This is a genomic window from Spirosoma litoris (genome assembly GCF_054776755.1).
On record NZ_BAAHBI010000024.1, the window covers coordinates 1 to 25019 of the forward strand.

Annotated in this window: 13 protein-coding genes; 1 reads left to right on the plus strand and 12 read right to left on the minus strand. The window is 48.4% G+C overall.

Annotated elements, in window-relative coordinates; genetic code table 11:
• From ACYVGR_RS16140 to ACYVGR_RS16190, 11 genes are all read right to left on the minus strand, one after another.
• A partial coding sequence (locus tag ACYVGR_RS16140) for an SdrD B-like domain-containing protein (protein WP_460958443.1) occupies nt 1–11841 on the minus strand: 11841 nt, incomplete at its 3' end.
• Between the two features lie 441 nt (nt 11842–12282).
• Nucleotides 12283–12612, minus strand: coding sequence for a hypothetical protein (locus ACYVGR_RS16145; RefSeq protein WP_460958445.1), 330 nt, complete (start codon nt 12610–12612; stop codon nt 12283–12285).
• A gap of 50 nt (nt 12613–12662) precedes the next feature.
• A complete protein-coding gene (locus ACYVGR_RS16150; RefSeq protein ID WP_460958447.1) occupies nt 12663–14207 on the minus strand; it encodes a CRTAC1 family protein in 1545 nt (514 codons plus the stop codon).
• Nucleotides 14208–15160: 953 nt separating this feature from the next.
• Nucleotides 15161–16243 (minus strand): CRISPR-associated protein Cas7, encoded by a 1083-nt coding sequence (locus tag ACYVGR_RS16155; RefSeq protein ID WP_460958449.1) that lies wholly within the window; start codon nt 16241–16243, stop codon nt 15161–15163.
• 12 nt (nt 16244–16255) lie between these two features.
• Entirely contained in the window at nt 16256–17599 is a 1344-nt protein-coding gene (locus tag ACYVGR_RS16160; RefSeq protein ID WP_460958451.1) for a hypothetical protein, read from the minus strand.
• On the minus strand, nt 17596–18183 hold the full coding sequence (locus tag ACYVGR_RS16165; protein ID WP_460958453.1) for a hypothetical protein: 588 nt from the start codon (nt 18181–18183) through the stop codon (nt 17596–17598). The genes ACYVGR_RS16160 and ACYVGR_RS16165 overlap by 4 nt, the downstream gene beginning before the upstream one ends.
• Entirely contained in the window at nt 18180–18941 is a 762-nt protein-coding gene (gene cas6, locus ACYVGR_RS16170) for a CRISPR-associated endoribonuclease Cas6 (RefSeq protein WP_460958455.1), read from the minus strand. The genes ACYVGR_RS16165 and cas6 overlap by 4 nt, the downstream gene beginning before the upstream one ends.
• Before the next feature lie 21 nt (nt 18942–18962).
• Nucleotides 18963–19460, minus strand: coding sequence for a hypothetical protein (locus ACYVGR_RS16175; protein ID WP_460958457.1), 498 nt, complete (start codon nt 19458–19460; stop codon nt 18963–18965).
• A gap of 75 nt (nt 19461–19535) precedes the next feature.
• The gene (locus ACYVGR_RS16180; protein ID WP_460958459.1) at nt 19536–20258 is read right to left on the minus strand and encodes a LytR/AlgR family response regulator transcription factor; all 723 of its coding nucleotides are present in this window, start codon (nt 20256–20258) and stop codon (nt 19536–19538) included.
• 533 nt (nt 20259–20791) lie between these two features.
• A complete protein-coding gene (locus ACYVGR_RS16185) occupies nt 20792–21004 on the minus strand; it encodes a hypothetical protein (protein ID WP_460958461.1) in 213 nt (70 codons plus the stop codon).
• An 877-nt stretch (nt 21005–21881) separates the two neighbouring features.
• Nucleotides 21882–22163 (minus strand): hypothetical protein, encoded by a 282-nt coding sequence (locus tag ACYVGR_RS16190; protein WP_460958463.1) that lies wholly within the window; start codon nt 22161–22163, stop codon nt 21882–21884.
• Nucleotides 22164–22910: 747 nt separating this feature from the next.
• Between ACYVGR_RS16190 and ACYVGR_RS16195 the strand changes: the two genes are divergently transcribed.
• Nucleotides 22911–23066 carry a hypothetical protein gene (locus tag ACYVGR_RS16195; RefSeq protein ID WP_460958465.1) on the plus strand — a complete coding sequence of 52 codons (156 nt, stop codon included), beginning with the start codon at nt 22911–22913 and terminating at the stop codon, nt 23064–23066.
• A gap of 466 nt (nt 23067–23532) precedes the next feature.
• On the opposite strand, the gene ACYVGR_RS16200 is transcribed toward ACYVGR_RS16195, so the two are convergent.
• Nucleotides 23533–24960 carry an MFS transporter gene (locus ACYVGR_RS16200; protein ID WP_460958467.1) on the minus strand — a complete coding sequence of 476 codons (1428 nt, stop codon included), beginning with the start codon at nt 24958–24960 and terminating at the stop codon, nt 23533–23535.
• Between the last annotated feature and the right edge of the window lie 59 nt (nt 24961–25019).

Genomic DNA, 25019 nt, shown 5'->3' on the forward strand with positions numbered 1-25019 from the left:
ACTCGGAGAACCGCCACTTACCTGAGCACTGATCGAGCCGTTGGCCTGACCACAAACCGCATTTTGGGCCGTAGCCACTACCACCAGCGGGGTGCTGGTACCCACCACCACAGAGGTCATGCTATTACACCCGTTGGCATCCACCACGTTCACCGTGTAGGTGCCCGCAGGCAGATTCGCCACACTTGCACTGCTGCCTACTACGGTGCCTGTGCTTGTGGTCCATTGGTAGGTATAGTTGCCGCTACCGCTGGTCACCTGCACACTGGCACTGCCATTGGCCAGGCCACAACTGGTGGAGGCTACCTGGGCTACGATGGCCGGGGCATTGGTCGAGGAGATGGTCACCTGCTTCTGGCCCGTACAGCCTTTGCTATCAGTCACCGTTACGGTGTACAGGCCGGGGGCCAAGCCCTGAACGACACTGCTACTACCAATAGCGGTTCCCTGTGCATTCGTCCATTGATAGGTATAGGGAGCTACACCACTACCTGCATTCACCACCACCGTAGCAATACCGTTAGATTGACCACAAAGCGCCAGCGTAGTTCCCGTGTTCAGACCCAATGCCGTACACAAGGGGGTTACCGTGATCGGTTCGGGGTCACTATCGTCCTCATCCTGAGATGGGTTATTCTTATGATCCCCACTGATATCGTCATTGACGGGCGTACCGTCATTAGTCGGATCACTGTCAGGGGTTGAATCCTTGTCGGGCAGGTTCTGGGCGTTGCTGGCACTGCTGATCTCAGCCACGTTGGTCAGCGTCCCCCCCACGAAACTGCTGCTCACCGTGAAGGTGATGTTCTGCGTTAGGCTCTGGCCGGCCGACAGATTGGCAATCGCTGTAGTCAGCGTCGCTAAGCTACCGTTGGCGGTCCAGTTGGCATCGTTGAGCACCAGCCCAGCCGGAATGTAATCCGTTACCTGAACGTTCGTCGCATCCACATTACCCTGGTTGTAAATCGTTACCGTGAAAGTCACGTTGCTGCCTGCGACTACCGTCGCACTCTGGCCAGGACCTAAGGTTTTCTTCAACGCCAGATCAAACACAGGGGCCGGACTCACCGTAATCACTTCTGGATCGCTATCGTCCTCGTCGTCAGCTGGATTGCCCTTATGGTTTCCATTCAGATCGTCGTTGATCGGTGTGCCATCGTTGCTCGGATTGTTATCCGGACTGGAGTCCACGTCCGGCAGATTCTGGGCGTTGCTGGCACTGCTGATCTCAGCGGTGTTGGTCAGGCTGCTGGGCGCGTTCGCATTCACCAGGAAGGTGATAGGCCGCGTCACACTCTGACCGGCGGGCAAACTAGCAATCACGCTGTTGAGCGTCGCTAGGCTACCATTGGCTGTCCAGGCCGCATCGTTCAGGGTTAGACCCGCTGGGATGTAATCCGTTACCTGAACATTCGTCGCGTCCACATTACCCTGGTTGTAGATCGTCACCGTGAAGGTCACATTGCTGCCAGGCATTACGTTGGCAGACTGACCAGCCGCTAAGGTTTTCTTCAGCGCCAGGTCGAAGACCGGAATTGGAATGATCCCCGCATCCACCGTCAGATCCTGTTGACCCGCTGTCAGACTGTACACACCCGTTTGGCCGCCTACACCTGCATCGCTGTCGGTGGCATCATTGCCACTGTTCGGTGTGGTGAAAGTCTGCCCAGTGGGAGCCGTGAAGACGACATAGTAGCTGCCCGGATTCAGATTGGTAAATAAGTAATGGCCCGTTCCGTCGGTCAGTGTCGTACTCACTACCGTGCCGCTGGTCGCATCATGCAATACAACCGTTACAGAGGCTACCCCCGTTTCGGTAGGGTCCTGCTGGCCATTCATATTCGTGTCGAACCACACATAGTCGCCCAAGGAAGCCTTCAGCGGCACTAAGCCTGCGTCCACCGTCAGATCCTGTTGACCTGCCGTCAGGCTGTAGATGCCTGTGCTGCCACTCTGACCGGTCAGACTCGCCACATCACTATCCGTAGCATCGGCCCCGCTGTTTGGCGTGGTGAAGGTCGTGCCCGAAGGAGCCGTGAAGACGACGTAATAACTGCCCGGATTCAGATTCGTAAATAAGTAATGGCCCGTTCCATCGGTCACCGTCGTGCTTACCACCGTGCCGCTCACCGCATCGTGCAGGACTGCCGTTACAGAAGCTACGCCTGTTTCGGTGGGGTCCTGCTGGCCATTCTGGTTGGTGTCAAACCACACATAGTCGCCCAAGGAAGCCTTCAGCGGCACTAAGCCTGCGTCCACCGTCAGATCCTGTTGACCTGCCGTCAGGCTGTAGATGCCTGTGCTGCCACTCTGACCAGTCAGACTCGCTACATCACTATCCGTAGCATCGGCCCCACTATTTGGGGTGGTGAAGGTCGTGCCCGAAGGAGCCGTGAAGACCACGTAATAACTGCCCGGATTCAGATTCGTGAACAGGTATTTGCCCTGACCATCGGTCACCGTGGTGCTCACCACCGTGCCGCTCACGGCATCGTGCAGTACTGCCGTTACAGAGGCTACCCCCGTTTCGGTGGGGTCCTGTTGACCATTCTGGTTGGTATCGAACCACACATAGTCGCCTAAGGAAGCCTTCAGCGGGATTAGACCGGCGTCTACGGTCAGGTCTTGCTGACCCGCCGTCAGACTATACACACCCGTGCTACCACTTTGACCGGTCAGACTTGCTACATCACTGTCAGTAGCATCGTTGCCACTATTGGGGGTGGTGAAGGTCGTGCCCGAGGGAGCTGTGAAGACTACATAGTAACTACCTGGATTTAAGTTCGTAAATAAGTATTTGCCCTGACTATCCGTCACCGTCGTAGAAACCACCGTGCCGCTGGTTGCGTCATGCAACACAACCGTTACAGAGGCTACGCCCGTTTCGGTGGGGTCCTGTTGGCCATTCTGGTTGGTATCGAACCACACATAGTCACCCAGTGAAGCTTTCAGCGGGATCAGACCGGCGTCTACAGTTAGGTCTTGCTGACCCGCCGTCAGACTATACACACCCGTGCTGCCGCTCTGGCCTGTCAGACTCGCCACATCGCTGTCGGTCGCATCGTTACCACTGTTTGGTGTGGTGAAAGTCGTACCCGAAGGAGCCGTGAAGACGACGTAGTAACTGCCCGGATCTAGATTCGTAAATAAGTAATGGCCCGTTCCATCGGTCACCGTCGTGCTTACCACGGTGCCGCTTACTGCGTCGTGCAGTACCGCTGTCACACTGGCTACGCCTGTTTCGGTGGGGTCCTGCTGGCCGTTACTATTGGTATCCAGCCACACATAGTCTCCTAATGAGGCTTTCGCACAAGTTGGCCACGGATCAATCACCGCCTGACCTAGCGCCAGACAGCCTTTACTATCGGTTACTGTCAGCGAATAGGTGCCTGCTGCCAGACCCGTCAGGCTGGTTGACGCACTACCCGTACTCCACAGATAGCTGTAGCCAGGGGTTCCGCCTACCACACTCACTACCTGCAACGTGCCGCCAGTGATGCCACCCTGCGCGTTACATACCGCCGATACCGATTGAATATCGGCTACAATCCGGCTCGGCTGCGTCAGTGTGAAGCTCGCTCCACTCCGGCAACCCGATCCGTCCGTCACCACCACATTGTAGATACCGGCCTGTACACCCGTCAGACTCTGGGCCGTCGAGCCATTATCCCATTGATAGCTATAGCTGCCACTGCCGCCACTCACCACCAGACTGACGCTACCCGTCGAGGTACCAAAACAGATCGGGTTAGTGGGCGTGCCGCTCACCGTGGGTGCGCTTGTATTAGGCACTACCGCCGTAGCGACAGCCGTACAGCCGTTCGCATCCGTCACTTTTACTTGATAAGTGCCACCCGCTACCGCACTCAGGTTCTGCGTAGTAGCACCCGTATTCCAGACATAATTGTAAGCCGGACTACCCCCACTCACCGTTAGGGCCACACTGCCGTTGGCTCCCAAACAGCTTGACGAGGTTGGCGTAGCGACCACCGACAAGGGGCTCGTGCCAGGCACAATGACGGCCAGTGAACTGACGCAGCCTGCCCCATCGGTTACCGTTACGGTATAGGTACCCGACGCTACGTTACTGAGTGTAGCCGTGGTAGCACCCGTGCTCCATAGATAGGTGTAGCTGCCTGTACCACCTGTAGCCGTTACACTAGCGCTGCCCGTAGCCTGTTGGCAACTGGCCGCTACAGCAGTACCCGACAAGACGGGCCCGCCCGTGCTTTGGATGGTGCCTACCAGCACGTCCTTACAGCCATTGGCATCCGTCACCGTTACGGTAAAGGTCTGACCACCGCTCAGCCCCGTGATGGCCGAGGTGCTGGCACCCGTGCTCCAGGCATAGGTGTAGGGAGCCACACCGGTGTTGACTGTTACCGTGGCCCGGCCATCGGCCTTGCCGCAGTGGGCCTCGGTGGTTAACAGATTGCCCCCTAACGTACAGGGTTGTACGTATATGATAGCAGGGTCTTCATCGTCCTCATCGGTAGCCGGGTTGGTATCACCTGGTGTACCGGTGCCGTTACCTGTGATGCTGTTATCACTGCCCGAGTTAGGATTACCGCCCGCATCGTTGGTGGGGTTGGTATCGGGGGTGCTGTCCACATCGGTGGGTGGGGTATTATTCGGGTTGGTATCATTATCAGCACTGGCAATCTCGGCCTTGTTGACCAGCGGTCCCGACGCGGTGCTGCTGACGGTGAAGGTGATGGTCACCGTGGTGCTGCTGCCAGCGGCCAGCGAACCGGCGATGGGCGTATTGAGCGTAGCGGTTGAGCCATTGGCCGTCCAGTTGGCATCGTTAAGCGTCAGCCCGGCTGGAATATAATCAGCCAGTTGAATGGTATAGGCTGGCTGGCTTCCCTGGTTGTAGACAACCACGGCAAAGGTAACGTTGCTGCCCGGTTTGATGACCGAAGCCTGGCCTGGTGCTAACGATTTGGTCAGCGCCAGATCGAAGCTCGAACCAATGAAACCAAAATCGTAATTGTGATTGATGATGCCATCAGGCCCTGTCTTTACACTAATCGTAGGCAAGCCATTGACCAGGAAGGCATCGTTGTTATCAATCGTAGCTCCTGTATTAGTCGTTCCAGCGGTTTCACCTGGTGCCGGAGAAATGTTAGTCAAGGTCAAGCCAGCCGTAGAGGGGTCCGTACCCAGAGACGCGACATCAATCGTATAGTTGGTATTCTGGGTAATGGGCAAGCCGTATTTCTGGCTGGTTGTACTACTCCCAGCCTGATTGGAGAAGATGTAGTTGCCATTGGCATCGGTCACTGCGGTAGCTACCAGATTCCCATTTGCATCCCGTAGCTCGACCGTTACGCCCGCCAGAGAAGGCTCACCGGCATCCTGAATGCCGTTGCTGTTGGTATCTTTCCAGACCCGGTTACCAATCTCAATCGGCGGCACGGCATCGCAGACCTGATCAGTACCCGTGATACGGCTTATTTTTTGTCCCCCAATCAGTGGAGTACTATACTCCCCAATCCCGGTGGTCAAATTTAAATAACTGGCTCCCATCAAATATAAACCACCCGCATCTGTATATCCAGCTACTACATAGTTTGTACCCGTTTTAATATACAAACCTCCATTGAAAGCATATGGATGTCCTCCTGACGAGTTCTGTTGAAAGAACCATCCTTGCCCACCCGGCCCATCGGGTGCCCCTGGATCTCCTGAGTTGAAACTTGGAAGTCCAGTATATGGCCCTAATTTCCCCTGACTTTCCAATGTATAAGTCCCATCGCCATTAGGCCAGGCTCCCATAACATATCCAGTTTGGTTATTGGACGTAGCTGCCCCATATACATGACGGTCTGTTGTACCAATTACCATCGCCCCATTGTCGGCAAATGCCAGATCCAACATAACAGGCTGCAATCCAGCAGCGGTAGTATTCGCCCAACTATATTGTACTGTTCCGCTTTCTGAACCAGCAGAACTACCTCCACCCGTAAATGTAATTGGATAACTTAACGCCTTACTCCATGTTCCACTAGCCGGGTCATACGCCAGTACCACTCCTTTCAAATCGGTATTACTCTGACTAATTTCTGCATCACAAACTCCGCCCATATAAATCTTACCACCATACTGTTTCAGAGCAGTAGGCCGGTAAACACCTCCACTACAGTTCGCTAATGAGGATGGCGGAGTTATTTCAAAGGCCGAAGTAGGCTTAGTTGCAGGTAAATTATTATAATCTACCTGGCTTACATCCACACCCACTAATGTACCCTTACTCATATTGACAACATACATCGTATCGCCTGATTGCGAGAAGTCTAGCCCGCCTAAGCCCTGTACACCAAATGGATTTCCTCCTATCTGTGTAGCCGTACTTCCCACATTAATGCCCAAGTCTGATAATTTCACCAATAACTTTGTACCCTGGTAGGTTTGGTCGCCATTTTGGCCGTTATAATTAGCGATATATATAGCCGACGATCCATCTGGGGCCTGAGGAAACACCCCAGGCATATTTGTCGAAAGTGGTGCCATATATACCCAATTGGTCGGACGTTGTGATGCCACTCCCAGGGGAACCCCAATCTTTGAAGATGCTATATCATTAGTGACACTATATCCTCCCCCACTACTGGTACCATACCCGGCTTTACCTCTATCAAGATAATCCCATGAGCCAACAGATGTTGACGCCCCTGACAATCCTGTCCCAAATACCATTCGAGAATTATCTTGCAGACTACATATACTGCTGGGTAAGTACAGTCCTAAATCATTATTCTGGGTAACCCCCTGTATAAATTGCACGGTTGTTCCATCGTTGATTCCGTACACTGAAGGGCTATACTGCGAAGGCCAATTGGTAAACTCCAGTTTATAGGGTTGGCCTGCCGTCAGGTTACTAAAACTGTAATAGCCTGCAGGAATATTCAGTGTCGGATTACCCGCAGAGGTCGTTGTGGTTCCTACCAGATTACCACTGGTATCATAGGCATTCACCGTAACACCGCCTACTCCCTGCTCGATACTATTTAGCACCCCATTGATGTTCCCGTCCAAATACACAATGCCACTCGTAATGGTCGAGCTAACGCAGGTATAGACCGGACGCGTAACCGCATCTACCGAATAAGTCGTCGCTTTTGTCTGGAGTTGCACGTAACGAGCATCGACTGGTAGTGTCAGACTCCCCGTCGTATTGGCCGTTGAGGCTGGCATCTGCCCTATAGATGTATAAGGTCCACCTAAGTTGGTAGCCACTAGTACCTGCATCGGCGCTACTAAATCGCCCGATTTATAGTTCACACTCACCGTGTTTCCTCCCGCTACCACCGAGCCAAGATCTAATGTCAACACCCCATTGGCTGCCATCACGGCATAGGCTCCATCGGGCGTACCCGTGCCATAACTAGGATTGGTCACACTCGTGGCTCCATTCAAACCCACAGCCCCCGTATTGTAACTTACAACCTGTTGACCGGTCGAGCAAATTGAAGCCGGATTACTCACACAGGTGTAGACCGGATAAGTAATGGCGTCTGGCGAATAAGCTGTACCTGTCGTCAGCAATTGCACATAGCGGGCATCAATGGGTAAATTAACTGTTTGCGTGGTCGTAGTCGTACTACCTGCTAGCTGTGCAATGTTGACATACGGCCCACCCAGATTAGTAGCTACCAATATCTGCATGGGTGCTGTCGTGTTTGCCGACGAGTAAGTCACTCGCAGACTATTTCCCCCCGTTATTACACTGCCTAAATCCAGAATCACCGACGAGTTGGCCGATACTGTAGCCACCGCTCCATCGGGCGAACCAAGCAAATTCGTGCTATTGGTCACTGTACCACTGGTATTGTTGAGTCCTTGGGCTCCACTCTGGTAACTCACCGACTGCTGACCCGTTCCGCAGGTGCTGGATACCGGCGTTACACAGGTATAAACCGGATAGGTCAACGCATCAATATAATAGGTCGAATAAGTACCCGATGTCACCAATTGGACATAACGGGCATCCAGGGGTAGGGTAAAGCTCCCATTCGTTATGGATGCGCTGGAAGTCGGCTGAAACGAACTAACATTAGTAAACGAGCCAACCGCCCCCGTCTTACTCACCAAAATCTGCATGGGCGTTGCGTAGGTAGAGGTATACTGCGAATAATAGGCCAGCGCGAGTACGTTGCCGGCCGCCACAACACTTCCAAAATCCAACGTTACAGAACCATTGGTATTCACTGTGGCCACCGTACCATCGGGAACCCCCACGATATTGGTTGGATTGGTCACCGTTCCAGTGGTGGCTCCTACTCCCTGGATACCTGACTGATAACTACTCGATACCTGACCTGCTGAGCAGGACGTGACTGGACTCGAAACACAACTGTACAGCGTCTGGGTCACCGCATCCACTGAATAGTTAGTCGCTGTAGTTTGCAATTGGACATACTGCGCATTTAATGGTAAGGCTATACTGACCGTGTTGCTGGAAGTACTACCCGACAATTGGGCAATATTAGTATAGGGACCACCAGCATTGGTCGATACCAACACCTGTAATGGAGCTGTAGTATTACCAGATAAATACGTTAGGTTGATCGAATTACCGGCCGAAACCACACTCCCCAGATTCAGAATTAATGAAGAGTTCGCACTCAGGGCCGCCAGATTCCCATCCGGGTTCCCCGTTGCATTGGTAGCTGTGGTCACTGTACCTGTGGTAGTACCTACTCCCTGGGCTCCGCTGGTATAGCTGACTTTAGATTGACCGCTGGCACAGGTGGTCAATGGCGAACTCACGCAGCTAAAAATAGGATAGGTCACCGCATCTACCGAGTAGGTGGTGCCTGTCGTTTTTAGCTGCACATAGCGGGCATCCAGCGGTAACTGGATAGAATTGGTCGTGCTGCTGGTACTACCCGGTAATTGACCAATATTAGTATAAGGTCCGCCAAGACTACTAGCCACCAGCACCTGCAACGGCGCCGTTGTATTGGCCGACGAGTAGGTAAACAGCAAACTATTGCCCGCCGTCACCGCACTACCCATATCCAGCGTAATCGACGAGCTCGCGCTTAAACCAGCCACCGCTCCGTCTGGACTACCAGTCGCATTGGTCGCATTGGAAACCGTACCCACTGTGCCATTGGTACCCACCGCACCCTGTGTGTAGCCAACTAATGTCTGCCCCGTCGCACACTTGGTATTCGGCGGAGTAACGCAGGTATACACTGGATAGGTAATGGCATCTGGCGAGTAAGCCGTGCTGGTTGTTTTGAGTTGAATATACTGAGCCGCGATGGGCAAGGTCAGTAGCTGACTGGTGCTACTGGTCGAACCAGCCACCGTCCCAATAAAGGTATAGGGGCCGCCCGCGCTACTGGCCACTAATACCTGCATTGGCGCTGTAGTGTTAGCTGATGAATAAGCTAATGTCAACACTGTCCCCGCAGGCAAGGCACTCCCCATATCCACATTGAACGAGGAGTTGGCTGCCAGCGAGACCACCGCACCATCCGATACCCCTACAATGTTAGTCGGATTGGTTACTGTACCGGTAGTGGCTCCCACACCCTGTGCTCCCGCCTGATAGCTTACCGACTGCTGACCAGCCGCACAACTCGTTGAGGTAGGCGTCACACAGGCATAGGCCAGATAGGACAATCCATCAACAGAATAGGCCGACCAATCATCGACCGAAACTAATTGTATATAGCGTGCATTCGTGGGCAAGTCCAGGTTAACGGTAACACTCGATTGGGTGGGCTGCACTCTGCCAATGAGCGTGTAGGGTCCAGTTGGCGTAGTAGCTACCCGCACCTGCATGGGGGAGGCAGTAGGAGCGGGGTACTGGGAATAATACGTTAATGAAAAGACATTAGGGGCAACTACCGTACTGCCCAAATCCAGCGTTAAGGTAGCGGTAGCCATTATAGTATACGCTCCATCGATTACTCCTGTGGCATTACCGGGACTGGATACCAAACCCGTGGTCGTATAAACAGAAGCCGCTCCACCCGCCGGATAACTAATCGACTGCTGGCCAGCAGCACAGGCTGCCGGGCTAGCCAAACAACTGTAGAGGATCTGGGTCACCGCATCCACCGAATAAGAAGTACCCGTAGTCTGCATCTGTATATAGCGCGCCCCTACAGGTAATACTATACTGTTCACAGTACTAGCCGTACTACCGGGCAACTGAGCCACATTGGTATAGGGGCCACCCAGATTTGTGGCCACCAGAATCTGCAATGGAGCCGTCGTGTTGGCCGACAGGTAAGCAAAGTTTACCTGATTACCCGCAGCAATCACGCTACCCATGTCGACAATCAGCGACGAACTGGCGCTCAGTACCGCCAGACTACCATCGGAGGTGCCCAGGATATTAGTGCTATTAGAGACCGTACCTGTCGTATTGTTCAACCCCTGAGCACCACTCTGAGTACTCACCGACACCTGGCCCGTTGGACAACTGGTGTTCGGGGTCGTCACACAACTATACACCGGATAGGCCACCGCATCCACCGCATAAGCTGTGCCACTGGTGACCATCTTAATGTACTCAGCTCCCAGGGGTAAGGTGATCTGCCCCGTGGTACTCGCGGTACTGCCGGGCATCGTACCAATGAAAGTATAGGGGCCGCCTACAGCCGTAGCCGTCCAGATCTGCATCGGTGCCGTTTTATCCCCCGACGAATAGGTAAATGTCAGCGTTTTGCCTGCGGCCAATGCACTGCCCATATCGACAATCAGTGACGAATTAGCACTGATTGCTGCCACGGTGCCATCGGGTACCCCAATCACGTTGGTGCTATTGGTCACTGTGCCCGTTGTATTGTTGAGTCCCTGAGCCCCCGCGTTATAAGCTACTGACTGTAGCCCTGAAGCACAAGCCGTGCTGGGCAGCGTTACGCACGAATACAATGGATAGGTTAAGGCATCAATATAGTAGGTTGAATAGGTACCCGATGTTACTAATTGAACATACCGGGTGTCCAGGGGCAACATAAGACTGCCACTCGTCATTGACGCACTAGAACTAGGTTGAAACGAACTGATGTTGATAAACGAGCCAGCCGCACCTGTACTGCTTACCCAAACCTGCATAGGCGTTGCGTAGGTGGAGGTATATTGCGAATAATAGGCCAACGAGAGGACATTCCCTGCCGCCACTACGCTCCCCAAGTCCAGCGTTATAGAACCATTTGTATTCACTGTGGCCACGGCTCCATCAGCAGGACCGGTCGCATTGGTACTAGTAGTAACCGTCCCAGTTGTCCCATTGACACCTTGTGAGCCTGCTGGATAAGACAATAAAGTTTGCCCTGCGGCACAGGTCGGTGCTGGATTATTGACGCACTTATAAATCGGATAGGTGACCGCATCGGGGTAATACACCGTGCCCGTGGTTCCTAACTGTACATAGCGCGTATTCAGCGGTAACGACACCGACAATGTTGTCAGGGTCGTTGACGCGGGCAGTTGGGCAATATTGGTATATGGTCCAGTTGCTGAGCTAGCCACCAATACTTGTAATGGCGCGTTTGCATCTGCTGATTTATAGGTGAAAATCAAACTATTTCCGGCTGGTAACACGCTACCCATGTCGAGTGTCACGCCCGAATTGGCATTCAGCGTTGGTGTTACGCCATCGGTCACCCCAAGCACACTGGTTGCACTGGTAACCGTACCGGTGGTACTCACCACGGTAGTGGCTCCAGTGAAATAACCGGTCAATAGTTGATTAGGTCCACAAGAGGGCACCTGGGCCATCAGTCCACCAGCTGTCAGCAGACACAGCCATAGACCTGCCAGGATTGCTCCCCAGGTCTTTTGTCGAGAAATCATCATGTATAGGTGCTGCATGGTCATAGCTCAGTTAGTGGAGATGGGTCATCAGCACCTGTGCGCTGATAACAGTGAGTTTCGTAGAGTTGATGAAAGGCTAAGGTGCCCTGATCTGGTGCCAGCCTTTGCGGTAATCTGGTCCCCGCCTGCAAGCCATCGCGTTTCCAATGGCCATCCGAGGGAGAGACAATTCCGTCAGTATGAACTGATTGCCTCTGTAGATGTATTTGGTCTGATAGTGTTCTGACCCAATTGGCTATTTCTGGTTGGTTCGAACAACTACTCGCTGCATTGACTTGACAGTTTTGGGTAGTGGGCAATAGACCACTGCTTACACTTATCCAAAGTAAAAAGCCAGTCAACGCAAAGAGGGAGCCTCTTTGTTTAGTAAACAATAAATCCATATATATATAATTAATACAGTGAGAGTCTGTTGGAAGGAGTTGAAAATGGCTTGTGTCAGCCAGTGAGTTTTGTCATGGCTCCAGCCACCCGGTCCGACATAGGAGGAATCTCAACATTCCTATTGGTCAAGCTTGAGATTCCTCCTATCGTCGGAATGACAAAAATGCATCGGGTGACAAAAACGCGGAATGAGTGACCACGGATGCGCATCTGAACTGCTCGTACATACTTGTGTAACCCCGGTTGCTTGACCGTTTTCCGTTGGCGATTCCGGAGATGGCTATCAGTCCGTCTGGGAGACAAAGCGTTCATTTGGCAGCTTGGCGACCTAAAAACAGACAAGGCCATCGTCCAGATAGTCTGTATATATCTTAAAAAATCCATGATCGTACTTGGTTCTTGTTTACGTTCTCAGCAAGGAGGATTGCACTAGTTCATCGGACCTGGGTGACTTGCAAGGGGATGCAACGGCTTAGCGAACAGATTGGCTCAGTAATCACCAGATATTTATCAGTCGCTGGTTGCTGTAGTAGACTCCGCTGACCTGAGGGCCATTGCACCTCAATCCGGCTGATGCTGGCCGTGGGTCCTAAACCCATCAGTTGCGTGTAACTGTTGGTGATGCCGTAGCTTTCACCAGCCCGCACTTCCCGAACCAGCCGCACGCCATCGGTGCGATACACCACAATCTTGGCCCCTACCCCGTTAGTATTCGATTGAATCCCTTGCAGGGTGACGCCCACATAGTGGTTACCATTGGGCTGGGCAAGCCATAGGTCATCTTCGGCATCGGCCTTCGGATAATGGCTGGTGTATACATCCAGAAAGCCATCATGATTCAGATCGCCCACCGCAAAGGAAGCTGTCTTGATGGTGCCTAAGGCACCAGTCTGGAGGGTAAAGGTCTTATCGCCATTGTTACGCCAGAGTTGCGCCACCATATCACCCGATACCAGTACATCGACATAGCCATCATTATCAAAATCCCGCATGATGCCCTGCAAAGGGTCTACCACGCCCGTAATGCCGCTCTGGGTGGTAATGTCGGTAAAATGCCCTGTTCCATCGTTCTCCAGCAGCATGGTCGGCAATTCGTGGTTGGTTACCAGCAAGTCCTGATCCCCGTCATTGTCAATGTCTGCAAAGTCGGCTGTCCACGACTGACCGCTGATTTTGACGTTATAGGCAGCGGCTTCCTCGGTAAACCAGCCTGTCGGGTCCAGACTAAATTTGGCACCATTATTGATAGTTAGGTTACTAACGCGATCGTAGGTATGATTAATGAACAACTGATTGATTCGGCGCGGATCACCCGCATTCGCTGGCCCCATCGCCAGCATCGAGCATTTGGCCAGGTACAGGTCCAGATCGCCATCGTTGTCAATATCCGACCAAACCGATCCATAGTTACCCGAATTATCGGAGGTAGGTACTGTTTGCATATCGACCCAGTTGGTCACGGGACTGAACTTTCCGGTACGGTCATTCTTCCATATCTGGTTCAATCCTTTATCGTGACAGGCAAAGTAATCCAGCCAGCCATCGTTGTTAATGTCAACCAGATTGGCGGCCTGCATCCAAACGGTGGGGCTATTGAGGGTGTCAGCCACAAAGCCGGTTCCCCGGTTATAGAGCACCGTTATGCCATCGTAGAAACCACCGGTCAGAATATCGTTTCGGCCATCTTTATTGACATCACCAACGGTAGTCGAAATAGCCTGTACTTTCAATTTACTCAGCAACGTACTGCTGAAATCTCCCTGAGGAGATGGGTAGAGAATCGATAGTTCGTTGGTTTTGGAATTTAGTCGAATCACATTATCTCGTCCATCGCCATCGACATCTACCACCGCCTTCGACAGAAAGCCGACGAACGGGCGGTTGGGTAGTTTATCATTGGCATTAATGAAGGTAATCTGACCATAAGCCCAGCTCATTGTGCCACAGTACACCATCAATATGATTAACACCTTGCTCATAATGGACTTTTACAATTCAATTTTGAACTCTTATCTATATACGCATTCTATTTACCTCCATTTTGGGGGCTTTTGTTTACTTTACTGGCGATCAATGCAACTGGTTAAGGCTTTCTGGAAACATCGCCTTTCTCTATCACTACCCGAAAAATTACCAATCAAACCAGGATTTCCTGGGTCTTCTGCGATCAACCTGACTTGATTCTGAGGACAATTACCCTAGTCATGTGCCTCCATATGGCTGTAATGGCATAAATAGAGCGGTCGATACGCCTTTTCAGAGGCCAATCTTTCTCTTCAGCGAAGAATAAGTAATGCAGGCCGTAGCCTCCAAACAGCACAGACAAACAAAAACCGATTAATCGGCAGATCTGGCTTGGCAAACTATTCTTGTACGGGTAATTGCGGGTGGTTGTGAAGCCCGCTGTTGACGTACCTCTAAAAAAGCTCATACGCCTAAATTCGTTTAGCATTGGTGTCTCGAATGCTAACCATTAGAAACAAATAGTTCGCCACGGCTTACCCGACTAAGCCTTCCAGAAACATTCATTGGTATTTTTTAAACGAACATTATTGATTAGCAAACGAACAGTTGTTTATTAAAAACGAGGCTACCATGAGTCATTTCGCAGACAGCCAACTATGTTTTTTTATAATTAAAAATCTCGATTTTACAATGAACATCTCGATTAACACCATGAACCTTTACTATGGATATATAAAATCGCATCAACATAAATTACATTATGCTTTTTTGCTTCAATTTTTGTTACGTGAATACTAGTATAGGTGTACCTTTCAAAGGAATGAAAATTCGTTATCGATATCGGCAAAATCCGTTTCCTACTCCGTATTAAGTGTATCAGCATGGAATTGAAATACGAACAGTGCCTGTGAGGTTTTCACAGGCACTGTTCAGTTTAAAAGGCTTAAGAACGTATACTTTCGTGAGCCTACATTTGATTTTCGTAGTCGAAACCACTTAATAAACGAGACAATTCGTCTTTGGCCTGGTCGATAGCTGCCACTTCGCCCGTTTGACCAAACATATATTCTTCTACCAGGGGGGTTTTAAATACAGGTACGTTCTGAATGGAACTATCGATGACAGGTTCTGCCTGCGTATGATGCTGATCAGTCAATCGCGCCCGAATAGCAAAACCAATTGTCGAGGCATTCTGACCAATAGCAACCGCTAACGTGTCCTGTGGGCTGTATTTGTTCGCTTGATTGGTCGATATTTTCCACTCTATCAACGCACTCGCCAGGGCAGGAATCCAGCTATTTCGTATCGAGCGCGGAGCTATCAGACATGAACCGAATGCATTTTTGCTCCTGATCCAGCCCTGCTCCTGTAGTTCAATTGCCAGCTCACGAGTGATTTCTGGCTCTTTTTCGGAAAGCGATACTGTAAATAGCGTACGTAAATCGATTGCTATCTCCTCCACAAATAATCCAGACAACCGGCGATTTTTATCCTCCGGAATCCACTTCCTATGTAAACTTCGATGGTTGTCGGTCAGCAGTTCATCAAGCTCCTGATCCGTCAGGATGCGATTCGGTATAGCCCCTTTTCCCCGTTCATAGACCACTACTTTGTTATTTTCTGGTTTGCTTGATCGATCATGGGTCATCGCTTCTTTATCCATAACACTGGCCAGCAGGGGATGCAGAGGTTTAAATGCAGAAATGGAAAGAGGGCTACGACGTTTTAACACTTGTTTACCTCCGCCATTGGGAGCCGACATCCATCCGCCAAATAGTAAATCCGGAAACCGAGGATCACAGGCCGACAACACTTCACCTTCGGAAAGTAATTTCCCAGAGACCGACCAGACATAGGTTACAGGTCCCAGTGGCTGGTTTACCTGTAATGAAATGGCCTCCATGATGGATCGCTTCACCTGTTGGCCACTGGCATAGGGTTGTGACTTCTGAAATACGGGATCAAAATATCGTTTCTGGCCATCGGAAACGCCAAAAACAGTGTGGTTCGCTCGGCGGAGAAGCTTTAAAAAGACAAATGGGTTATTCATGGGTATAGATCATTAAAGATTACTGAATAGAATAGCATGCTCAATGCGAAGGAGGGTCAAAAAATACCATCGATAAGGAGGTGACCAGGCCAGCTGTTGTTGTTGAAAATGACTCCATGCATCCCGGTACTGAGCAGGAACAAGGGACATTAGACTCCCTATTAGTTGGGTAAGCCAATTGATCAACTTATGAGGCATTCGGGGTTCTTGACCTGTCAATTGATCGACCAACCGACGAGTCTGTTTATCAGTTGGAGAAATTTCCAGCACCAATTTGGCTAATTCCTTAGCGAATGAGTGGGCATCTGGATCATCCAATGCTTCCAAAATCCAGACATGACTACAGGCCCACGTATAAGTAATTCCTGTTTTTCCGATTACAGGATAGCTGGCCACTACATCAAATCCGCCTAAGAACGAAGCCACTAATTTTGGCTGAAGCGCTTTTAAACCTAGACTACCAGTCATGCAGGCAACCTCTAATTTAAGGGCGCCATCTATCTGCCAGAATTGAGTTTGGTCTGAATTGAATTGAGGGTAAAGGCGAGTCAACGATCCGTAGAACGAGCGTATTTGCCCTAGCTCCACGGGTACATAGCCTATTGTTTGGTTGGTTTGCCCGAATTTAGTTAGGTAGCAGGGCAGTTGATCAACCGTTTCAAAGGCGGGATGAAGTGACAAGGCATAAGCCAGTTGCAGCCAACTTATCCGGCTGATTCCGGTTTGGTCAGGCGTTAAGGGATCGAAACCAGCGAGTGGATCTTGGGATTGGTATCGGTCGGATAAGCGATGGAGAAGCCACTGCCCATTAAAACTTTCGATCTGACGTCCAACTAGATTAGCATAAGTCGATAACAAAAAGCGGTAAACGACCCAGCCTTCTCCAAGCATATCTAGTAAAAAAGAATCCGTTGTGAAAAGCGAGTAACCACCCTCAACGCCTATACCTAGCGGTCCACCTATCCAGGAAAGATAAGCTTCTTCCGCCGAATCAGGAATATAGCGCATCGTATTTACCTGGCTCGAGGTTGTTGCCCAAACCTTGACACGCCCAACAGAATCCAGTACTTTGTCGGCTCCAAGCCCAACGGCAGTTGATGCATTTACCCGACCTTTTTCCAGATCGCTTTTCAATTTTAGCAATGCCTGACGTCTGGCGGTTTGATTAGACTGCTGTTTTTGGATGGCTTCCAGATAGATAAATGATGAATTAATTACCCAGTACATCGTTTTATCGGGCGAATCGAAGAAAAGGGGCCAGAGCACTTCATCAAAAAAAGATTCGCTCGAATAGGTTGTCTTATGGTTCTTATTATACTGGGCGAGAAATATCCGGCCTATTTCAATTGCAATCATAACCAGGTATTTGTCAGTGAGCTGGGCAAAACACTCTGTTTTCCGGTAAGCAGCACGTAAATTGGTCTGCCATCATCATGGTATCCCATTGGTATGGCACCCGGCATAGCTACTACTACCTGTTTACATTCATACCCTATACGTTTATCGAATTCTTCCCCGGTTATAGATTCCACTACAGCCGATGGCATCAGTAAGTCTTCTCTTCGGGATAATAGGACGGGTCGGGTTTTAGCGATTTCGGCGTCATCCAACTCCGTAAATGCTAAGGTAAGTTCAGGGTATAGCAAAACTCCCCGTGTCAAGGTAGAGGTACCTCGTTCATACAGGTTATTGGTTTTTCTGTTAAATCCTGCGGTTTGGATTATCTCCTGCTGAAAACTAACGCCAGTAAAGGTTAGTCGGGAGCGGACAATCCGCCCGGTGTGAGACCCAAACAACGTACACTCGATCCCTTTAACAACAGACGGTGGGACGTAAAACGAGCTGACTGTTTGCTCATCTCGCAAGGCCGAAAATGGTTTGATAAAGGCAAACAATCCCCTATACTGAACACAATGAAGAATGCTATAGATAGCTGTCATGGTTCTACAGGCTCGATTGAGAGAAATTCAAGTGAACCAAAACCAATGCCCGTACTATGCCCTGCGCCAACATTCCAGCCAAACCTGATTTGCTCAACTGTCCCCATAATGGTGATAGGGCACAGCGATGCTTTCATATACATTCGTTGATACGTAACCCCCGTAATTCGCCGACTACAAGGTATTTGCGTATTGAATCGGACTTGGCAACCTTCAATTGGAAGCCCGGCTGCGGTAAGTTTCCGATGCATAACAGCCGTTAGTATTGTTGACGAACTTTCATCAGTATAATACGCATACTTTGGATGTTTACAGGTGGGATCACTATTCTGCCAATCTTTGAGTAATACAGGTGATCTTACCCTAAACGATGCCGAAAATTGTCTATTTACTCCATGCGTATCGAAATCAGATTGCTGCTCTATGTCGATACGCTCCACATACATTCCTCCGAATACTCCAGGCTGAGCCTGAATACCTTTGATCAGTCTTTTTAAAAAAATAGGGTCGTGCGAGGAAACAAAAAAGCTGGCCCCTTTTGGGAAAAAGCATCCCATTTGATCGGCATGGTCAAGACCAGTGTTCGTTTTAATTGGCCTAAGCTGACGCAAACCTCGTAGATGGCTAAACCCATATAATGATAAGGTGTCGTGGCTAGTATTAGGACCAAGCCACCGATGAAGTACACCCACTAATTTGGATTGGTAAGCGAATGGAATGGCCTTTTCTGATGAACTCAGGGTAATATGAATTCGCATAAGCTTAAGTCAACTAGTTAGTTAGTCAAGTACGTCTACCCATCCTTGCTTTACAGCCATCAGTACATCTTCGCGATTCAAGGCCGCCAGCGGAAAATGATGGATCTCGAAAGAGGCTTCTTCAAGAATCGTTCGCCAGTTTTTTTTGCTGCCACCTGACCTAAATACTCCGTTCAACTTATAGATATCAGGTTGTATCAATGCGCCACTATCGCGGCTGAAAGCCCGTGCAACGGGCCGGTTGAAAAGGATACAGGCATCCTGGCTACTTATTGTACTATAGGAATTGATCCGTAACCGACAGACAGGATATTTCGTTAATCCATTAACATGAAAAAGCCCATCCAATAAACTAGGCAGATAAGATACTACGCTCGAATTAAACTGCCAGCATTGATATTCTGATCGCCACTCCCCCTGGAGTGATTTGGCATCTTCTAGGAAAACAGGATGATAATAGCTCCAGACAAATACATTATCCTGATGCCGCTTAATTCGAATATGGTCTGAAAAGTCCATTGCTCACTAACGGGTTTACTAATAGATATTATGTAATAGGGAGACTTTATGAATATAGCTAAGGATGTTTGTTTACTACATCATGCTACTAGCCATGAAATCATTCACAATGGTTCGATAAGTTAATCCTATAGGTAATTTTCGATCGTCAATCCATATATGTTTACCGTCAAACCGTTTTATATGGACCGTATTGATGATAAACGACTTATGAACTCGAATAAACCCTTTTGTTGATAGTTGACTTTCTACTTCAGAAAGGCGGATGTTAATCAATTGGAAAGTATTTTTTATGTGTATTTTACAATACACGCCAAATCCTTCAATGTAAAAAACTTCATCCGTTGCTATGTGCTCAATGCGCCGTCCAGACTTAAAATAATGAGACGTTGTTTTCTGTAAAATTGAGACTGCCTTATCCGATCGCTCTTGTGGTTTTGGTATAGTATTTTTTAATGCACGGCTAATGCCCAACATTAATCGATCATAAGAGAAGTTCTTTTTAAGAAAATCAACTACACCCAGTTCGAAACACATGACCGCTTCCTCTATTAGCGAGGACACAACGACTACCGTTACATTAAAACTACTGATCGCCCTGATCAAATCTAGCCCTGATAGATCGGGCAGTTGTAAATCCAAGAAGACAATATCGAAGGAGAACTCACGACATTTCTCGATAGCCTCAAACGCTGTTGTTACCAATTGGTATTCATCAAAAAGCCGCGTTTCTTTAAGATTTCCTACTAAATAATCTACATATAAGGGGTCATCATCAACAATCAAACAAGAATACATTGTCAATTCAGTTTTAGGTGGATTAGTACTCTATATCATAAAATCATCATCTGCAATAACCTAGTAATAGGAATTATCATCAGCCAGAGTCAACTAACTAGGCATAGCAAAATTGATCTCTGAGTGACAGGGAACATGTGGCTCGCCATAAACAGCGATACAAATCAGCGCATGAGTAGAGTCGATTATATTGTCAATACTAAATCGACCCGTACCTTAAAAATTGAACGGAATGGTATATACGTCTTCCTGCAACCATACAGAAAACGTGAAACTGGATGCTTGAACAGGATAATCAGAAGGTATGCCTGTTTGTGCAGACGCTTTAATCACTACGCCTGCGCTCGGCTGGCAATAGGTAGCTCACGTGATATTGAAGCATAAATAATCTAGTTTTGGGTTAGTTAAACTGGTGGGTAATTGCAATCTGGAGCTGGTTTATGATGCCCTTGCTCTTATTTACTTGTTCTCAAAATGATCTACTCCAAACAAACAGAAATCTGTTTTATTAAGCGGAAAGCTTTATGATTAAGTTATTTAGATTCAGCATCAAGTGGTCGATAGCCAAATAGCTTAAGTACATTGATAAGATTCTCTATATGACGTTGAGGAATTGCCCGATCAATTGTAAGCAGGTTAAGTAATGTATTCTTTGGAACGCCTGAAAGTTCTTCAATAGCCTTCACTCGCATAACCTTACGTCGATTTTCGGTGAAAAAAGCTTTTATATTTTCGATTTCGTTCATATATCCATTGGAAGCCTGCCCAATGCTGCCGTAATTCCATAACAGCCTTTTGTATTAAACTTCTGCTATATAGAAGGTCTTGTAGCAGTCGACTATCATAAAAATTTACCACTATTAGGGCCTCTTTTATAAAAAGGTAGTTATCATTTCTGTTGAAATGACCACCAAATTGTTGAGTAATCATTGGTAATAATGCCGTCTTTAATGGCTTTCAGCTCCACCTAGTTGCGTATATTTCATGTAAATATGTGTACAATTATACACATATATTTTTTTTGTTTATTAACTAATACACCAAAGTCCATAGCCTGTTTTTTTATTTTTTTAAGAAAGTACCAATTTGTTTCACTGTAATATACCCTTCCCCTGTCTTCGTCGAGCTTCTAGAGCGGGGAGGGGGGTAAAGTACTACAGTATTTACATCCAGATACCTAATTGAAAAATTGGAACAATAAAGTGCATTGCTTGCGGTGCTATTCATAATAGAATACCGTTTGATCTTCCGATTTTGTTCATACAATAATCGTAGCAAAAAAAATCACGCACCTAATTTTCAAGCACTTACACTTATCACACATATTGTTTTGTAACAAAAAATCGATATTTCATATATTTAAAATGACATTTTCATTTAATATAAAATTCTAGTGCTGATTACTAGCATTAAGATGCCAATGATTCATACTTGTCGATGTCACTAGACATGGTCTCTTCCTAGTAAGCTTACATTGGTCCCCTTACTGGTTGGAATGATTGTTAACTTAATCAAAGTTGTATGTCACAAGTTTATTTCGAGTATATAGGCCAATAGGCACAAAACGACCTTGATTAGAAAACTCGCTTCGGTAACTGCATCGTAATCTGGCGAAACGCCTGTTCAATCCGTTGGCGCAACCCTTTCTTGCAGACTACCCCCCAATTTGATCAGGTCGCTGGCGATTACTTTTTGCTGAAAATTCAGCGAAATCTGCATACAGCTCTTCTGGCCCATAGTCCTTATAGCCTGCGCCTGCGTTGCCAAACACCCCTCCCCTCCTGGCAAGTCCAAGTGCATTATCTGCAACACCGTCACATCGACGAACAAACCAAGTAGAATGAAAAATTGAACTGTTGCTTGGCTAATCGAGAGCGACCAATCCGACCGGGTGACCAGAGCCATGTTATCACAAACGGCTACGGGAAAGGAATCGACCAGGTATTACTCACTCAGATTAAGTGCCTTAAAGAAATCAGCCATACAATTAGCTATATATATAGCATAGCCGATGCTTGGTTGCCTCCGAAGAAGCAAGAGGTACGGTTACTCTACGCTATGTCTTTTTTGCGCTCACATTAACCAGCTTTCATACAACTTAGATTAGATAGCAAGAAAACTTTATTCAACGGTGTTGCTTGAAGTTAAGGAATATGTCAAGCTTATTTTTCGTAGTCCTTTTGAAATCCTTTAGGTAGGGATATGTCCTCTGATTGCTCGCCACTTCGTATGACTGCCAAAAAATGGGTGCATTCTGCGAAATTTTCGAGCCATTTTTTAGTAAATTTTGGGTAGGAGCAATATCCCCATTTATTTGTAATGCAATCCTGACTGCAAGCTACTTTTGGGATTTGCGGTACTTCAATGTGGGCTTACTGTAATCCTATTTTTTCAACTCACCTGCATCTTGGTACAGCACTGACGAGGCCTACCTACAAGCAATATTCTAGTAACACTTTGTGGGTTTATGTGGTCTGAATGTGGAAAAAGCTAGCATTGAGCTCAGTGGGGCTGTTAGCTTAACACTAGCCTGTGATTATTTGCGAGTACAGACAAAGAAACAAAGCGATTCTGGTCTGGAAGCGCAAGTGACTATATCGCTCATTACTATCATGAGAAAATAGACTTGTTGCAGTGGGTTAACTTTGGTATATGCAACTTTTAATTAGCGATTTAAAGACAGAACGACAGTGGCGTTCAGCAACTGGTTTAGAGCAAAAACGATTTGATAAACTCTTATGGCTATTCGAAAAAGCCTACTGGATTTATTTGGCCAATCCATTGAGCAACGACAGGACGATTGCCTAGACCAACCTCGTTTAAATACCTATACCGACTTACTGTTTTTTACGCTACTTTCGCGCTCCGGCGCCCCAGTTAAAATCAGGCCTTACCTATGATCCACCCGAGCAGGATTGGTTTACACACCACCGGATTCGCTTGGATTTGGGCTATCAGGGATTCGATAAAGCCTATGACTGTCAATAGGTTATCATACTTAAAAAGAAGCCTCGCCAGCAGAACTTAACTGATGAAGACAAAGCTAAAAATAAACAAAAGTCGTCCGAGCGGATTTATCTGGGTCGCCGATGCGGTTGAACATTCGATTGGCGGCATAAGCGTTATCGAATTTTGTCTGACAGGTTGCGTATTCATAACTGTGGTTTGTACAATACAGGGGTGGAAGTATGTACCGGGCTTTGGAACTTCTATCTGACTAACTAACTCAGTGTCACCGTTGCAATATATCCAATTGACGATAAAGCTGCGTGATTCACAGCGACGAAGCAGGCTCAGGACTAATTTTAGTCGTCGTATTATTGGACGAGCTGGAGACCTCGCCCGGCTCACGGCGGCCATTTAGAAGAAGCCCGCCAAGGCCGAGTAAAGCATATACACTGAGTATAACGGCAGGAAGAATACCTATTCCATGATCTGTCTGCCCCGACCCATCCAGAAATAGGGATACAATTGATAAGCCAAAACCACCTCCAATGAAATAGGCAGTAGTATTAACCCCCGATACCAACCCGTGATGAACTTCCGGGATGGGTTGCAGGGAAAGTACCGTTAAACCAGAAAAGCTCAACGCAATACCTATACTATTGACTCCCAAAAGAGATATCAGCAATACAACAAGTGGATGGTCGGTCGATTGGATATAATAGGTTAAGCATAAAGTACCAACTACCAGCGAGGCCATTCCCAAAATAGCCACCTGCTTTATAGAGAATCGTTTCAGCAATACGGGCAGTAAATATTTTCCGGCTAAGGCCGAGAGAAGGCTGAAGGGAAAAAGCAGTAAGCCCGCATACGCTGCGCTCAGTTGTCGATCCTGTTGCAAAATCAGCGAAATCAGGAACAGGTAGCCCGTAAAGGTAGCGCCAAGCATGGCCATAACCGTGATTGGGGTTAGGGAGCGGTTAAGGACTGGAAACGAAATCAACGGAAAAGCCTGAACGCTGTTTCGCTTAATAAACAGCATTGCACCACCGGCCACCACTAGGCTTAACAGGAGTAGTAAATAACCTTGATTCGCCCAGTCGCCTAGTTCATGGACCACATACGACAAGGCCGTGATAACCAACGTCAGCAATAACCCGGATGGGATATCGGGCAAGGGTTCCGTGCGAGCCGCGTCTTTGGGAAGATACCGGAAAGCCAGCAATAAGGTGAGCAAAATAACCGGAACATTAATAAAAAATACCCACTGCCAGCCAAACCAGGCCGCAATTAAGCCGCCAACCGATAAACCACTACCCGATCCAAGCGCGGCAAATGAACTGAAAATACCAATTGCCTTACTGCGAGCATGGGGTTCTGTAAACGCGTGTGTAACAATCGAAAGCGCAGAAGGCATTAATAAGGCAGCGGCAACACCCTGGATAGTCCGGAAAATGAGCAGCCAAACAAACGATCCGGCCAACCCTGCCCCAAGTGAAGTGAGCAGAAATAATGTAGAGGCCACAAGAAAGATTTTTCGCCGGCCTATGGTATCCGTAAGACGTCCTCCCAGAATGAGTAGCCCACCATACAGCAGCACATAGAGCGTCTGTAGCCATTGTACCTGATTAAAAGACAGCTTAAACCAGGTTTGAATCAGCGGCATGGTTAAGTTGACAATCGCAATATCTAACGCTTCAAAAAAGACACTGACCGATGCGATAAGCAGGGCTAATTTGGGTCGGAGTATAAGTGTCATAATGACCAATTGTTTTCACAAAAGAAGGAATAGTAGCATAGAGATAAAAAAACTGTATG